The sequence below is a fragment of the Pseudomonadota bacterium genome (assembly GCA_023229365.1).
In the GTDB taxonomy this organism is placed as follows: Bacteria; Myxococcota_A; Polyangia; order JAAYKL01; family JAAYKL01; genus JALNZK01.
In genome coordinates this window covers 1-14,190 of sequence record JALNZK010000138.1, presented here as the reverse complement: position 1 = coordinate 14,190, position 14,190 = coordinate 1, and the positions used below count along the sequence as shown (strand labels likewise).

Sequence of the window (14,190 nt, the reverse complement as noted above, 5' to 3'; positions counted from 1 at the left end):
CCCCGCCGAGGTGACGTGCCCGGATGTCGTGCTCACCCCGCCCACCGAGGGAACCTGCGAGGTGACGACGTTCGGCGCTTCCGGCGTGCTGCTGCGCGGCACGGTGCTCGCCCCGGACACGGTCTTCCACGGAGGCGGCGTGTTCTACGACGACACAGGGGTCATCCGCTGCGTCGGCTGCGAGTGCGAGGACGCGACCGAGGCCGCGGACGCCGCGATCGTCGACTGCGCCGAGGGCGTGATCTCGCCCGGGCTCATCAACGTGCACGACCACATCACCTACGCGAACAACGCCCCGATCGACCACGGCACGATCCGTTACGAGCACCGCCACGACTGGCGCACCGGCGCGCACGAGGCGGTCGTGCTCCCCTACGACAGCGGCGCGACCGAGGCCGAGATCCTCGGCTCGGAGCTCCGGTTCGTGATGGGCGGCGCGACCTCGACCGCGAGCGCGGGCGGGCAGGAGGGGCTGCTGCGCAACGTCGACAGGTCCTACCTGCTCGAGGGGATCACGGTCCGGGCGACGGCGCTCGACACGTTCCCGCTCGACGACGGCGGCGGGGAGCTCCATACGTCCGGGTGCGACTACGGCTCCTCCGCGACGACGACGGAATGGATCGAGGGCGAGAACGCCTACGTGCCGCACATCGGGGAGGGGATCGATCTCGAGGCGCGCAACGAGCTCCTGTGTACGAGCTCGGGCACCACGGATCTCCTCATGCCGATCACCTCGGTGATCCACGCGGTCCCCCTGACCGCGGCGGACGCGGATCTGTTCGGCCAGCGGCGCGCGTCGGTCTCCTGGTCGCCGCGCACCAACATCAGCCTGTACGGGAACACCGCGCCGGTGACGCTGCTCGACACGATGGGCGTGGTGGTCGCGCTCGGGACCGACTGGCTGCCGAGCGGCTCCGTGAACATGCTGCGGGAGCTCAGGTGCGCGGACGAGCTGAACGCGACCTACTTCGGCCACCACTTCTCGGACGCGGAGCTGTGGCGCATGGTCACGACGAACGCGGCGCTCGCGCTCGGCGTCGAGCAGGGGCTCGGCCTGCTCAAGGTGGGGCACGTCGCGGACATCGCGGTCTTCGACGGCGCGACGAACGCCGACCACCGCGCCGTGATCGCCGCGACCGAGGCCGAGGTCGTGCTCGTGCTCCGCGGCGGCGAGGCGCTCTACGGCGACGACGCGCTCGTCGCGGACGCGGTCTTCGGGGGTTCCGCGTGCGACGCCGTCGACGTGTGCAGCCGCGCGAAGCGGTTCTGCGCCGAGGCGGACAGCAACGGCGGCCACTCGTTCTCCGAGATCCGGGCGGCGGCCGAGCTCTACTTCCCGATCGCCGTCTGCGGCGCGCCCGTGGGCGAGCCGACATGCGTGCCGTACCGGGACACGTACGCGGCGGGCGTCACGGAGGACGACGGCGACGGCGACGGGATCGCGGACGTCGCGGACGACTGCCCGACCGTCTTCAACCCGGTGCGCCTCCTGGAGAGCGCGCAGGCCGACGGGGACTCGGACGGCCTCGGCGACGTCTGCGATCCGTGCCCGCTCGACGAGACGGACGCGTGTGAGGGCTTCGACGCGAACGATCTGGACGGCGACGGCGTCCCGAACGGCAGCGACGACTGCCCCGGGATCGCGAACGCCGATCAGGCGGACGCGGACGGCGACGGCAAGGGCGACGCCTGCGACGCCTGCGCGGCCCCGAACCCGGGCTTCGAGGTGTGCGAGTACAGCATCGACCAGATCCGCGATCCGAGCAGCGCAGGGCATCCGGAGGATGGTACGGACGTGCTCGTGCGGGACGCGTACGTGACGGCGGTCCGCCCGGACAGCGGCGGCTCCCGCGGCTTCTACATCCAGGACGACTCGCTCGAGCCGTTCACCGGGATCTTCGTGTTCACCGGCGGCGCCTCGCCCGGCGTGGAGGTCGGGAACCGCGTGGACGTCGCGGGCACCTACGCCGAGTACTACGGCATGTCCGAGATCGAGGCCACGACGACGACCGTCGTCGACGCCGGGATGACGCTGCCGTTCGGGCCCATCGTCGTCGCGGATCCGTCGACGATCGCCACAGGCGGCGCCGCGGCGGAGGGGTACGAGTCGATGCTCGTGCGCGTGGAGGACGTCCTGGTCGTGACGGCCAACCCGGACTCGCCGAGCGACTACGACGAGTTCGAGGTGACCGGGAACCTGCGCATCGACGACCTGATCTACCCGGCGCTCGACAACACGTACGCCGTGGGCGCCGCGTTCTCGTTCCTTGCCGGGATCCACGGCTACGGGTTCTACCACTTCAAGCTGCAGCCGCGGGGCGCGGCGGACATCGGGCCGTAGCTACTTGCACTTGGTCCAGTACTCGTCGGCGGTCGCGACGCCGATCCGGCACCGCGCGATCTCCTTGGACACGCCGATCCCCTGGTTCTCGGCCACGCACTTGTCGACGGCCTGCTTCGCGGCGTCCGCGTCCGCCTCGGCCTTCTCCCGCGCCTGCTTGATCATCGCGGCCTTGTCCGCGCCCAGCTTGTCGATCATCCCCTGGAACTCGGCCGTCTTCTCGGCCTTCTTGCCGTCGTACTCGGTCCCGACCGCGGCCTTCTCCTCGGCCTTCTTCAGGGCGCCGAGCTTGCCGTCGCGCTCCTTGTCCATCGTCGCGAGCTCCTCGTCCCGCTTCGACTCGATCGCCTTTTGCTGATCGGCGAAGTCCGCCTCGACCTTGGCAACCCGCTCCTCTGCGGGCGTCGCGTCGATCTCGGCGCTGACCTTGTTCAGGTGCTCGCACATCTCCTGGATGTCGGCGTCCGTGGCAGGCTCCGTGCACGAGGCGATCCAGAGCCCGGCGGACAGGACCATGGCCGTCGCGATGAGCTTCCTCATGTCTCCCTCCCTCTCTTGCTAGGTTTCGGGAAACACGATAGCCAAAAAGCGGGGGGAAGGCTACTCGATGATGGTGTCGCAGCCGAACGTCGCGGTGATCTCGTCCACCGCGCCGCTCCCGAGCAGATCGCACGAGTCCGGGCAGAACTCGACCTGCGTGTGGTCGTCGTTCGCCCAGCGCCAGCCCGAGCCGGACGAGCAGTCCTCGTCCATGTAGACGAGCGCGTCGTCGAAGTAGAAGTTGACGAGGTTGGGGTTGGCCGAGGCGTCCGGCTCGCCGATCGTGAACACGCAGCTGATGATCGACGTTCCGATCGTGTTGAACGCCGCGGTGAGGGAGTCCGCGTCGTTCGCGTTGAGGTAGGTCGTGAACGTCGTGCCGCCATTGGACGCGATTGCGTTGAGCTGCTCGACCGACATGTTCACGTTGAACCCGATGACGATGACCCGGATCCCCAGGCTCACGAGGGTGGTCGTCACGTCGATCAGGTCGGAGACCAGGCCGCCGCAGGAGTCCTCGCCGTCGGCCAGGAGGATGATGTACTTGTTGTACTCCGTGGAGCAGCACCCCGGCGCGTAGTCCGGATCGATGAAGTTGTTCAGCGCGTCCCGGAGCGGCGTCATCGAGACGGTGCCGATCCCCTCGAGTGACGACTGGATGTCGCCCTCCGTTTCCGGCCCGCAGTCCACGACGACCGGCGCCGCCACGTAGCACCCGTTGGTGGTCGGATCCGGGAACGTGTCCAGGCCGAACTCGAGCGAGGTGGGGGCGAACGTCGTCAAGAGGTCGTAGACCGCGTTCCGCGCGATGTCCCAGTTGCCGCCGGCCATCGAGGACGAGTGATCCATCAGCAGCATGACGCGCGCCGGGTCGTTGTAGATCGGGATGTTCAGCTCGTCGCAGAACGAATCGGACTCGGTATCGGCGTCCGTGTCGGAATCGGCGTCCGTGTCGACATCCGTGTCGGTGTCGGTGTCCGTGTCTGAGGTCCCGTCGTCCCGGTCGTCGCCGACGCCGTTGCAGCCGAGCGCCGCGGCGGCGATGCCGCAGAAGAACGAAATCGACATCTTCGTCATGGACGACCTCCCCGGGCGGACACCCGGCGCAGCAGCGCGTTCTGTTCGGTTAGTGTCTTTCCGAACCGGATTCTAGCAAATTATTCCGCGCCCCGACCGGGATCCTCCCCGGCGCGATTCGACCTCAGCTCCGGAGCAGGACGTACACGGCGCCGGTGCCGCCGTCCCAGGGGCGCGCCGAGGTGAACGCGAGCACGTGCCGGCCGATGGCGCCGCGCGTGAGCCACGCCTGGAGCTTCTCCTTGAGCACCGGGATGTTGTCCTTGGAGCCCAGGCCGCGGCCGTGCACGATGAGCACGCACCGCTTGCCCTCGGCGTGCGACTTCACGACGAACTCCGCGACCCGCTGCCGCGCCTCCTCGCGCCGCATGCCGTGGAGGTCGAGGTGGCCCTGCACCGAGAAGTCGCCGCGGCGTAGGCGGCGCAGGACGCGGTTGTCGAAGCCGCGCACCGCCGCCTCGACGAACTCCTCCGTGTCCGCGAAGTCGAAGGGACGCGCGCCGTGGACGAGCTCGTCGAGCTCCCGCATGACGAGCGCCGCGTCGTCCGGCGGCAGGGGTGCGGGCCTGGGCTCGATCCGCTTCGGCGCGAGGGGGACGGCGCCCGTGAGCGGGATCGTCCCGGCGGCCAGCGCGGCGAAGGCGTCCTCGTCGCTCGCGGGCGGCGGCGCGGCCTCGACGGGCTCCTCGACGACCGGCTCCGGGGCCCGCGGCGGCCTCCGGGGCACCGCGACCTTGAGCTCGGCGAACGGCTTGTAGGCGAAGCCCGCCTTCGGGCCGTCGGCGCGGCCCTCGCTTTTCTCACGCCTCTTCTTGCGACCGCGGACCATGTCGGCCCTCCTCACTCCCGGGGCTCGCGCGAGAGCTCCAGGAAACGCTTTCCCGCGAAGCGCGCCGCCGCGATCCAGAGACCGGCGAGCGGGATCGTCACGAGCGACAGCCAGCGCACGTCGTCGAACGCGGTGAACGCCGCCGAGAGCGCGAGGCCGAGCCCGACGGCGATCGCCTTGGCGAAGCGCTGCACGAACACGTCGATGAACGCCTTCGCCCGGTACTTCTCCGCCCGGGAGGTCGGCACGTAGAGCGCCTCGCGGGCGGACTGGTTGATCGAGTAGCTCAGCCCGTTGTCGGCCACGCTCAGGAGGCTCCCGGCCCAGAGGACGGGCAGCGCGAGGAAGCCCGCCGAAGCGGCGAGCACGGCGAGGGGGAGCGCGAGCAGCGCCCGGCCGACGCCCAGCCGCGTCAGGACGAAGCCGGTGGCGAAGATCTGGACCACGGCGGAGACCGCGTTGGTGATCATGTAGACCGTCGATACGTGGGCGCGGATGTCCCGCCCGTCCAGGTAGTGCGACACGGCCTCCGTGAACTGGAAGTCCGAGAGCGTGGAGACGAGCTCGTACAGGCCGACGATCGCCGCGATCGCGAGGAGGTAGCGCGAGCCGAGCACGAGGCGGGGACCCTCGATCACGGCGGCGCCGGTCGCGGGCGGCGGGGTGCCCGCAAGGGTCTCGAGCGACGGGCGCAGGGGGGCGGTGAAGCGATCGGAGAGCCGTGCCGCCGCGGCGACGGCGCAGGTCCCGACCGCGGCGATCAGGAGCCACGCCGAGGTCGGCAAAGCGCGGACGGTCGAAGCGAGGATCGTCGAGCCGAACGCGCCGCCGAGCACGCCGCCGAGCACGACCGGGCCGTAGATCCGCTTCGCGGCGTCCGGGGTGACGCTGTCGTTCACGAACGCGAAGAACGCGGCGACGAGCAGCATGTTGAACACGTCGCCGAAGACGTAGAACGACCAGACGACGGGGCCCGTGGGGCGCCCGAGCGCGAGGGCGAACGCCACGCAAGAGGCCGCGAGCGCGGCGGCCAGGATCGAGACGAGTCGGGAGCGGTCGTAGCGGCGCGAGAGCGCGGAGATCGCCCACATGGCGCCGAACGCGGCCGCGGCGTTCAGGATCTTGGCGAGCAGCTCGGCCTGCGCGGCGCGCAGGTGGAGGCCGAGGAGCTCGAAGCCCGCGAGGTCGTACTGCTCGACGAACAGCCCCTTCTTCAGCGGCTTCAGGATCCAGAAGACGGCGATGATGCAGAAGAAGCACGCGGACATGCAGGCGGCCGCGGGACCCTCCTCGCGCCGGATGCTCCACAGGGCGCGCCACGGCTTCATGCGGCGAGGGTAGCCCGCTCGGGACGGCGATGGCAAAGAAACTCGCGGCCGGGCCGGCTTGTGTCCGAGTGAAAAATCCTGTTTCATCCGGGGGGGCCGGGAGGTGACGTGGAGTCTGGCATCAGATCGAACGCGGGCGGCGGCGTCAAGGGGCTCGTCAACCGCGTCCTCGCGCGGAACGTCGAGCGCGTCCTCGCGATCCCGGGGCGCAAGCTCTACGCCCGGTACGAGCGGGCCTCGCGCGACCCGGAGGCCGCCCAGCGCGCGGTCCTCGCGGAGATCGTCTCGGTCGCCGCCGACACGGTGTTCGGGCGCGAGCACGGCCTCGGCGCCGTCCGATCCGTCGAGGACTTCCGCTCGAAGGTCCCGGTGCGCGACTACGAGGGGCACCGGCCGTACGTGGAGCGCCACGCCAAGGGGGAGGAGGGCGTGCTGTTCCCGGGCAAGCCGCTCATGTACACGCGCACGAGCGGCACGACCGCGCTCCCCAAGCTGATCCCGATCTCGCCGTACAACTTCGAGCGCACGATCAAGAACCGCGGCAAGCTGTGGCTCTACGGGCTGTCGCGCCACTTCCCGGGGATCTACTCGGGGCAGGACTTCACGATCGTGTCCCCGGCCGTCGAGGGGATCACCGAGGGCGGCACGCCGTACGGCTCCCTGTCCGGGCTCATCTACAAGAACATCCCCGAGTTCGTGAAGCTCGTCCACACGGTCCCCTACGACGTGATCACGATCAAGGACTACGACGCCAAGGCGTACTGCCTGCTCCGGCTCGGCGTGCCGGCGGACGTCACCGCGATCTTCACGGGCAACCCCGCGACCGTGCTCAACCTCGCGACCAAGGCCGATCTCTGGAAGGAGGAGATCATCCGCGACGTGCGCGACGGCGCGTTGAGGCCGGGGCTCGACATCGAGCCGCACATCCGGCGCGCGATCGAGGAGCGCCTCTCGCCCTGCGCGGAGCGCGCCCGGGAGCTCGACCGGATCGCGTCCTCCGCCGGCGGGTTCAGGCCGGCCGCCTACTGGCCCAACCTGAAGCTCGTGCACACCTGGACCAACGGCAACTGCGCGCTCGTGCTGCCGAAGCTCAGGCCCTGGTTCAGGGAGGGGACGCCGGTGCTCGACTTCGGCTACATCGCGAGCGAGATCACCGCCGCGGACCTCATCGATCCGGCGACGAACGGCTCGCTGCTCGCGCTCCTGTCCGGGTTCTACGAGTTCTCCAGGGTCGAGGAGGAGGACGCGGCGGACAGGCGGTTCCTCATGGCGCACGAGCTCGAGGTCGGCGCCCGCTACTACGTCTACGTCACGACTTTCTCGGGCCTGTTCCGCTACGACATGAACGACATCGTGGAGGTCGTGGGCGCTCACAACCGCGGCCCGATCCTGAAGTTCCTGTTCAAGGGCAAGGGGGTCACGAGCATCCAGGGCGAGAAGGTCTCGGAGGCCCAGTTCATCGAGGCGGTGCGGCGCGCCGCGGAGAAGAGCGCCGTGCGCTGCGACTTCTTCGTCGGGTACGCGAACCCCGAGCGGGATCTGTACGAGCTCTACGTCGAGCTGCTCGGCGAGACGGACGCGGCGGATCGAGCGCGGTTCGGCGCTGCGGTGGACGCGATGCTCCGCGAGATCAACGTCGAGTACGACGCGAAGCGGCATAGCGAGCGGCTCAAGCCGATCGAGGTGATCCCGCTCGGCGCGGAGGCGTTCCAAAGGTATCGCGCGCTCCGGCTCGCCGAGGGCGCGCACGAGGGGCAGCTCAAGTGGCTCCACCTCTCGTCGACGTCCGTCGACCGCGAGCGGATGAAGCGGCTCTCGGAGCCGCCGAGTTGATGTGATGATCGACTACAAGGGCCTGACGCTCGAGGGAAAGTACCACATCAGAGAGCTGCTCGGCGAGGGCGGCATGGGCCGCGTGTACCGCGGCGAGCACGTGCTGATCGGGCGGCAGGTCGCGGTCAAGTTCCTCCACGCCGAGCTCGCGTCGAACGAGGAGGTCGTCCGCCGTTTCTACCGCGAGGCGCAGAGCGCGGCCGCGATCCGGCACAAGAACGTCATCGACGTGCTCGACGTCGGTGTCTCCCCCGAGGGCGAGCCGTTCCTCGTGATGGAGTACCTCGAGGGTGAGTCCCTGTCGGCCATGATCGCCCGCGTCGGCGTCCTCGACGTGGCCACCGCCTGCGGGATCCTCGAGCCGGCGCTCAACGCGCTGCAGGCGGCGCACGATCACGGCATCGTTCACCGCGACCTCAAGCCGGACAACATCTTCATCGCGCACCAGGCGGGCGAGCCGCCGACGATCAAGCTGATAGACTTCGGCATCTCCAAGATCAACGAGGCCGTCGGGCAGACAAAGCTCACGAAAGACGGTTCGCTGCTCGGCACGCCGGAGTACATGTCTCCCGAGCAAGCGCGCGGCGCGGCCGATCTCGACCACCGGAGCGATCTCTACTCGATGGGCGTGATCCTCTACGAGATGCTGACGGGCGGGCGCCCGTTCGTCGGAGAGAGCTACGGCGAGCTGCTGGTCTCGGTGCTCACCGAGGAGCCGCGGCCGCCGCACGACGTGAACCCCGACTTCCCCGACGAGGCGGCGGCGGTGATCGGCCCGGCGCTCGCGCGCGATCCGGCGGACCGTTTCCAGACCGCGGCGGAGATGCTCGAGGCGCTGCGTCGCCTGCCCGGGTTCGCGCGGCGACGGGACACGCTGACGCAGCTCGGGGAGGGGCTCGGCGCGAGGGGCGTCGCCTCGGGCGATCTGGGGAAGTCGATGGACCGCGGCCGCACGGGCGTGGCCGAGGACGTGCTCGATCAGGTGCTCAGGGAGCGCGCCCCCGGGCCGCTCGACAGGATCGAGAGCCGGGCGGTCAAGCTGATCGGGCGCATCCCGCGCGCCTGTCGGATCGTCGACAGGCTCGGTGGCGGGCGGAGGGGGACGCGGCGCCTGCTCGCGATCGCGGGCGGCGCGCTGCTCCTGATCATCCTGGCGCTGATCATGATTCCGGGCGGCGGCGACGAAGAGGATACCGTGACGATCACCGTGACCGGCGCCGCGTCCGGCGCGGACATCTACTGGGACGGCTACCTCGTCACGCGCAACCCGTTCAAGGTCGAGCGCGGCGAGGCGCTCGTGCCGCTGCGCGTCGAGGCGCGCGGCCGCAAGCCGTTCAAGGTCTCGATCACGCCGAACGAGGATCAGATCGTCGACGTGAAGGCGAAGGACGTGATCCCCGACGAGAAGGCGGCCGCGACGCCGGCGGCGCCGAAGGCGGCCGAGCCTCCGCCCGAGCCGAAGGCGGCCCCAGCCGAGCCCGGGGAGCAGCCGGCGCCCGCCGAGCCGGCCGACCCCTCGTCCAAGAAGGCGAAGCGCGGCTCCAAGATCAAGCGGTTCTTCCAGGGGCTGGGGAACTAGAACGCGGTCGCCTTGTCGGTCTGGAAGCCGGGCTTCGTCTTGTCTTCGGCCTTCGGCTTCGGCTCCTTCGCCTCGGCCTTCACCTTCACGGAGGCCTCGGGCTTCGCGTCCGCGTCCGGCTCAGGCGCGGCGGCCGCCTCGCCTGCGTCTGGGATCTCGAACTCCGGCGTCTTGTTGGGATCGCAATCGGGCTCGAAGCCCTCGGCGTCGAACTGGTACGCCAGCCTGCCCTTCTGATCCTCGAGCACCGCGACCACCTCGAGCTCGTGGCTGCCGGCGCGCGACGGGCTGCAGTAGGAGAGCAGGTAGTAGCTGCGGCCGCGGGCGTTGATTTGCTCGGCCACCTCCTCGAAGGCCGCCTTCATCGCCGCCTTGTCCGCGGCGCGGACGAACCCGTCCTTCCCGAACCGCTCCCCCTCCGCCTGATCCACCTCGCCCCCCAGCCCGATGACGAAGGTGGTCGTCTCCGAATCGCGGATCGCGGCGGTCGCGTTCTCGGCGGTCTCCCGGTGGGCGCGGTCCGTCCCGTCCGTGAAGATCACGAGCGTGCCGAAGCGCAGCGGCACCTCCGACTTCGCCTTGGCGTCCTGGAGCGCCGCCACCCCCTGGACGATCGCGCCGTGCAGGTTGGTCGACGGATCCTTCGAATCCCACTTCGTCAGGAGCTCGTTCTTCCGCGCGAGCGTCGCCTCGCGCGCCCCGAACTCCGCGATCGGCAGGATCTCCTCGCGGCCGTCGAAGGCGTAGATGGCGATCTTCTCGTTCTCGCCGATCCCCTCGAGGAACGCGCCCACCGCCTCCTGGAGCTGGGGCACCTGGCCGGACTCCACGACCGAGCCGCTCATGTCGAGCAGGAGGAGCGTGTAGCGGACCGTAGAGATCTCCGGGTTGAGGATCGTCTGCTTGCTCTCGAAGGTCGAGATGAGCTTCCCGTCCTCGTAGATCTCGAACTGCTCCGCCGCGACACCCGGCTTGGGGTTCCCGTCCTCGTCGTCCATTTGGAAGAACAGGGCGACGTTGCTCGGCTTCTGCACCGACGCGTCCACGAGATCGAGGCGCATCCTATAGCAGCCAGAGGCGGAGAGCGCGGCGACCGCCAATAGACAAATCAGTACGTTCTTCATGAATCACTCCTCGGGGCACTTCTAGCGGGCCCTCGCCAAGCGTATCATGCGTTTGCGGTCTTGCGACACTAGGAGAAGGCGACATGCGGTTCCAGGCGATGGTGGTGGTTTGCGGGCTCGCGGCGATGGCCGCGCTCGCGTGTGACGACGGCGGCGATGCGGACCCGGACGGCGGCACCGACACGGATTCGGACACGGGCACGGACACGGGTTCCGACACCGACACCGAGCCCGACGGGTTGACCGTCGAGGAGGTCGAGCCGGAGAACTATTCCTCGGTGTGGGTGAACGGGAAGATCCACGTCCGCTTCTCCGCCGGCGCGGAGGGCGACTTCATCGACCCGGAGACCGTGCAGCTCTTCGTCGACGGCGAGCCCGTCCGCGCCTGGGAGTACTACGCCGAGGCGCTCGGGAACCGGGAGTTCCGGTTCCTCCCGTTCCCCGTGTGGGCGCCGGGAGAGGAGCACGAGGTGACGATCGCCGCGGGCGCCGCCTACGCCGGCGATCCGTCGCTCGCGCTCGCCGAGGACTACACCTGGAGCTTCACGGTCTGGGACGATCCGTTCCTCGAGGAGTACGACTCGGCCACGACGCCCGCGCTCTCCGAGGACGAGCTCGACGCGATGGCCGGGAGCGGCGCCGGAGCGTTCGGGGAGGCGGATCTCGTCAAGGACTGGGAGGATCCGGGGAGCACGCTGTACGAGGTGTCGTTGCCGGTGCGGCCCGACGATCCCGACGTCGTCGCGTTCGGGCAGAAGATGCTCGACTCGCTCGGGCCGCTCGGCGGAGTGGGGCTAGCGGCGCCGCAGGTCGGGGTGAACCGCCGCGCCTTCGCGGCGATCGTGAACAGCGAGCAGCGGGTGTTCCTCAACCCGCGCATCGAGTTCTGGTCAGAGGACGAGTGGTACACAGGCTTCGCCGAAGGGTGCCTGTCGATCGACGGCGTGTCGAGCATCGTCTCGCGGCCCGCCTCGATCTCGGTCGAGTTCGACACTCCCGAGGGGGAGCACGTCACGGGGTACACGCTCGAGAACTACCAGGCCAAGATCTTCCTGCACGAGTACGATCACCTGAACGGCATCCTGATGACCGATCGCGAGGAGCGGCGGGGCTGGTGACGGCGGGCGGGAAATGACGCCCGCGCCGGGGGTAGGGATGGGAATTCCCGATCGAAAGAAGGTGCTCCTCGTCTACGTGGGCGGGGAGCAGGACGCGTGGGGCGCCATCGCGTTCCAGAAGCCCAGGCATTTCTACGTCATGCCCGGCATCCTCTACTGCGCCGCCGTGCTGCGGGAGCACCGGCTGACCCGCGACCTCTGCGACACCCGGTGCCTCTACCTGAACGCGACCGTCCAGTCCGTCGACGAGATGCTGGCGGCGATCACCGAGGAGGCGCCGGACGTCCTCGGCTTCTCCACCTTCTGCTGGAACGTCACCCAGGTCCTCGCCCTGGCCGCCGCCTATCGTGCCGCCTCGCCGGAGGGCATCGTCCTGCTCGGCGGTCCCGAGATCTCGATGAAGGACGCGTCCGAGTCCTCCGCGTTCTTCGCGAAAGCGCCGGAGGTGGACGGCCTCGTCTTCGGCGAGTCGGAGGAGAAGCTGCCGGCCATCGTCCACGGCCTGCTCTGCGGCTGGCCGGCGGCGGCCGGCGGCGTCCAGGGGTTCGCCCTCGCGTCGCGCTTCGGCGGCCTCGCGGACCACGACCCCGCACCCCGGACCGACCTCTCGAACGTGCCGTCGCCGTTTCCTTTCGACATCGCGGTGAAGCGTTCGCCGGAGTGCGGGCTGGCCATGGTGTACGAGACCGGTCGCGGCTGCCCGTACCGCTGCGTCTACTGCCGGTTCAGCCACCGCGACAACTCGCTGCGCGGCTTCGACCCGGCGCGGGTGGAGCGCGAGCTCGAGTGGCTCCTGTCGAGCGGGTTCGATTGCATCCACGTGGCCGACGCGGTGTTCGACCTGGACCCCGCCCGGGCGAAGCGGATCGTCCGCCACATCATCGAACGCAACGTCCGCACGTCCCTGTTCTTCTACTGCTCCTTCCAGAAGCTGGACGAGGAGCTGGCCGCGCTGTTCGGCCGGCTGCAGTGCCAGATCGGGGTCGGGGTGCAGTCGACGAACCCGGAGACGCTGCGGAGCATCCGGCGCGGCTTGAACCCGAGCCTCTTCGACGGCATCCGCGGTCTGCTCGAGACCCACCGGATCAACTTCTACACCGACCTCATCTTCGGGCTGCCCCCTGACTCCATGGCGTCGTTCGAGCGCTCGTTCGACGACTGCGTGAGCCTCGCCCCGTCCTTCGTGATGCTCTTCCCGCTCACGCTCATCAAGGGCACGCCCCTGGAGGAGGACGCGGACGGATACGGGATGATCCGGTACGGGCGCGAGGAGCTTGAGCGGCTCGGCCTCAAGAGCGACATCGAGTACCGGAACGTCGCGCTCCACCGCAACTTCTCGCTCGAGGATCTGCGGCGGTTCGACGACGTCGCGCTGGCCTGTTTCTACTACTACAACCGCTTCCGGTACTGCCTTGACCACCTGCGGCGACGCTGTCCGACCGAGGGCGCGGCGCAGCTCTACGGCCGAATCGGGGCCGAGACCAAGGAGTTCCTGGACCGCAAAGGAAGGAAGGCCACCAACACGGCGCGGATCCCCGGTCTCGAGGACGAGGTCCGGCGCATCTTCTGCGGCATCCTCGCGGATCGCGGCGCCGGTCCCGTGGAGATGAGGGCGTTCGACGAGCTCTTGAAGGTCGATCTCTATAGGATCATCATCCTCGACGCCCCGCAGCGGGAGCGGGTCTTCGCGAGCACGCTGGCGCTGCTCGGGGGGGGGCGGGCGGCCGACCTCGATCCGGGGCCGGGCGACCACCGGTTCGTCGTTTCGACCTACGGCAAGAAGATCGGGCTGCCTTTCGCCCTGCGCGACCTCCTGCGGCTGGCCGAGCTGGGAGAGGGCGTGCCCGCCCGACCGGAGACGGTCTATGTCCACGCGCCGTTCGATAGGTGGGACGTCGGCGTGCGGCCCCTGACCCCCCTCGAGGGCGCGCTCCTGGAGCGCATCCCTTCCGACCGGCCGGTCCGCCGCGCCTCGCTCCTGTCCACCGCGGCCCGGGTCGTCGGCACGACCGAGGACGTCGGCGACGCGCTCGACCGGGGGCTTTGCGACCTGCGGTACGACGGGATCGTCACCTTCGTGCCCTAGCCCGACGGATCCGGGGCGAACACGTGGGCCGCCCCTCCTTCCCGGCCTTGGCCTTGTCGTAGGCGGCCTTCGCGCCGGCCTCTGCGCCGATGAGGAAGTACGCTGCGCACTCACCGTCCATCCCGGACTTCATCTTCGCCGCCGCCTTCGCGACGCACTTCTCGACCTTGGCGTCCGCCGCCCAACAATACAGCTCACACTCATTCAGCAAATATCCGAACGGTTAGATGGTTGGTTGGAAAAATCTCTCCAGGCCGGATGAACGTGCGCGGTTTCGATGCGCGTTTCTCGTCGGATCGATCTTGTCACGAGTCTTGATGCACGTTTTTCCGTAA

Annotated in this window: 11 protein-coding genes; 5 read left to right on the top strand and 6 right to left on the bottom strand. The window is 69.3% G+C overall.

The annotated features are described in order from the left end of the window. On the top strand, positions 1–2,341 hold a 2,341-nt coding region (locus tag M0R80_27605), incomplete at its 5' end, for an amidohydrolase family protein (protein MCK9463405.1). On the opposite strand, the gene M0R80_27600 is transcribed toward M0R80_27605, so the two are convergent. The 4 genes from M0R80_27600 to M0R80_27585 form a co-directional block, all read right to left on the bottom strand. Continuing rightward, positions 2,342–2,881: a hypothetical protein gene (locus tag M0R80_27600; protein MCK9463404.1), complete on the bottom strand. Its 540-nt coding sequence runs from the start codon at positions 2,879–2,881 to the stop codon at positions 2,342–2,344. Positions 2,882–2,941: 60 nt separating this feature from the next. Beyond that, on the bottom strand, positions 2,942–3,958 hold the full coding sequence (locus tag M0R80_27595; GenBank protein MCK9463403.1) for a VWA domain-containing protein: 1,017 nt from the start codon (positions 3,956–3,958) through the stop codon (positions 2,942–2,944). Between the two features lie 124 nt (positions 3,959–4,082). After that, entirely contained in the window at positions 4,083–4,787 is a 705-nt protein-coding gene (locus M0R80_27590) for a Smr/MutS family protein (GenBank protein ID MCK9463402.1), read from the bottom strand. Positions 4,788–4,798: 11 nt separating this feature from the next. After that, positions 4,799–6,115: a hypothetical protein gene (locus M0R80_27585; GenBank protein ID MCK9463401.1), complete on the bottom strand. Its 1,317-nt coding sequence runs from the start codon at positions 6,113–6,115 to the stop codon at positions 4,799–4,801. Positions 6,116–6,223: 108 nt separating this feature from the next. Between M0R80_27585 and M0R80_27580 the strand changes: the two genes are divergently transcribed. Further along, positions 6,224–7,948, top strand: coding sequence for a GH3 auxin-responsive promoter family protein (locus M0R80_27580; protein MCK9463400.1), 1,725 nt, complete (start codon positions 6,224–6,226; stop codon positions 7,946–7,948). Positions 7,949–7,952: 4 nt separating this feature from the next. Beyond that, the gene (locus tag M0R80_27575; protein ID MCK9463399.1) at positions 7,953–9,527 is read left to right on the top strand and encodes a serine/threonine protein kinase; all 1,575 of its coding nucleotides are present in this window, start codon (positions 7,953–7,955) and stop codon (positions 9,525–9,527) included. Here the strand turns inward: M0R80_27575 and M0R80_27570 are convergent. Then, the gene (locus M0R80_27570; GenBank protein ID MCK9463398.1) at positions 9,524–10,651 is read right to left on the bottom strand and encodes a VWA domain-containing protein; all 1,128 of its coding nucleotides are present in this window, start codon (positions 10,649–10,651) and stop codon (positions 9,524–9,526) included. The two genes, M0R80_27575 and M0R80_27570, sit on opposite strands and share 4 nt — an antisense overlap. A gap of 83 nt (positions 10,652–10,734) precedes the next feature. On the opposite strand from M0R80_27570, the gene M0R80_27565 reads away from it, so the two are divergent. Continuing rightward, positions 10,735–11,769, top strand: a complete 1,035-nt coding sequence (locus M0R80_27565; protein MCK9463397.1) for a peptide deformylase — start codon at positions 10,735–10,737, stop codon at positions 11,767–11,769. 37 nt (positions 11,770–11,806) lie between these two features. Continuing rightward, on the top strand, positions 11,807–13,855 hold the full coding sequence (locus tag M0R80_27560) for a radical SAM protein (protein MCK9463396.1): 2,049 nt from the start codon (positions 11,807–11,809) through the stop codon (positions 13,853–13,855). Here M0R80_27560 and M0R80_27555 read toward each other — a convergent pair. Further along, the gene (locus M0R80_27555) at positions 13,839–14,066 is read right to left on the bottom strand and encodes a hypothetical protein (protein ID MCK9463395.1); all 228 of its coding nucleotides are present in this window, start codon (positions 14,064–14,066) and stop codon (positions 13,839–13,841) included. The two genes, M0R80_27560 and M0R80_27555, sit on opposite strands and share 17 nt — an antisense overlap. Positions 14,067–14,190: the final 124 nt, after the last annotated feature.

What these genes read in the sequence shown, in the direction of transcription:
- M0R80_27565 (MCK9463397.1), top strand. Translation starts at nt 10,735, where the DNA reads ATGCGGTTCCAGGCGATGGTGGTGGTTTGCGGGCTCGCGGCGATGGCC.
- M0R80_27600 (MCK9463404.1), bottom strand. Translation starts at nt 2,881, where the DNA reads ATGAGGAAGCTCATCGCGACGGCCATGGTCCTGTCCGCCGGGCTCTGG.
- M0R80_27560 (MCK9463396.1), top strand. Translation starts at nt 11,807, where the DNA reads ATGGGAATTCCCGATCGAAAGAAGGTGCTCCTCGTCTACGTGGGCGGG.
- M0R80_27575 (MCK9463399.1), top strand. Translation starts at nt 7,953, where the DNA reads ATGATCGACTACAAGGGCCTGACGCTCGAGGGAAAGTACCACATCAGA.
- M0R80_27595 (MCK9463403.1), bottom strand. Translation starts at nt 3,958, where the DNA reads ATGACGAAGATGTCGATTTCGTTCTTCTGCGGCATCGCCGCCGCGGCG.
- M0R80_27590 (MCK9463402.1), bottom strand. Translation starts at nt 4,787, where the DNA reads ATGGTCCGCGGTCGCAAGAAGAGGCGTGAGAAAAGCGAGGGCCGCGCC.
- M0R80_27585 (MCK9463401.1), bottom strand. Translation starts at nt 6,115, where the DNA reads ATGAAGCCGTGGCGCGCCCTGTGGAGCATCCGGCGCGAGGAGGGTCCC.
- M0R80_27570 (MCK9463398.1), bottom strand. Translation starts at nt 10,651, where the DNA reads ATGAAGAACGTACTGATTTGTCTATTGGCGGTCGCCGCGCTCTCCGCC.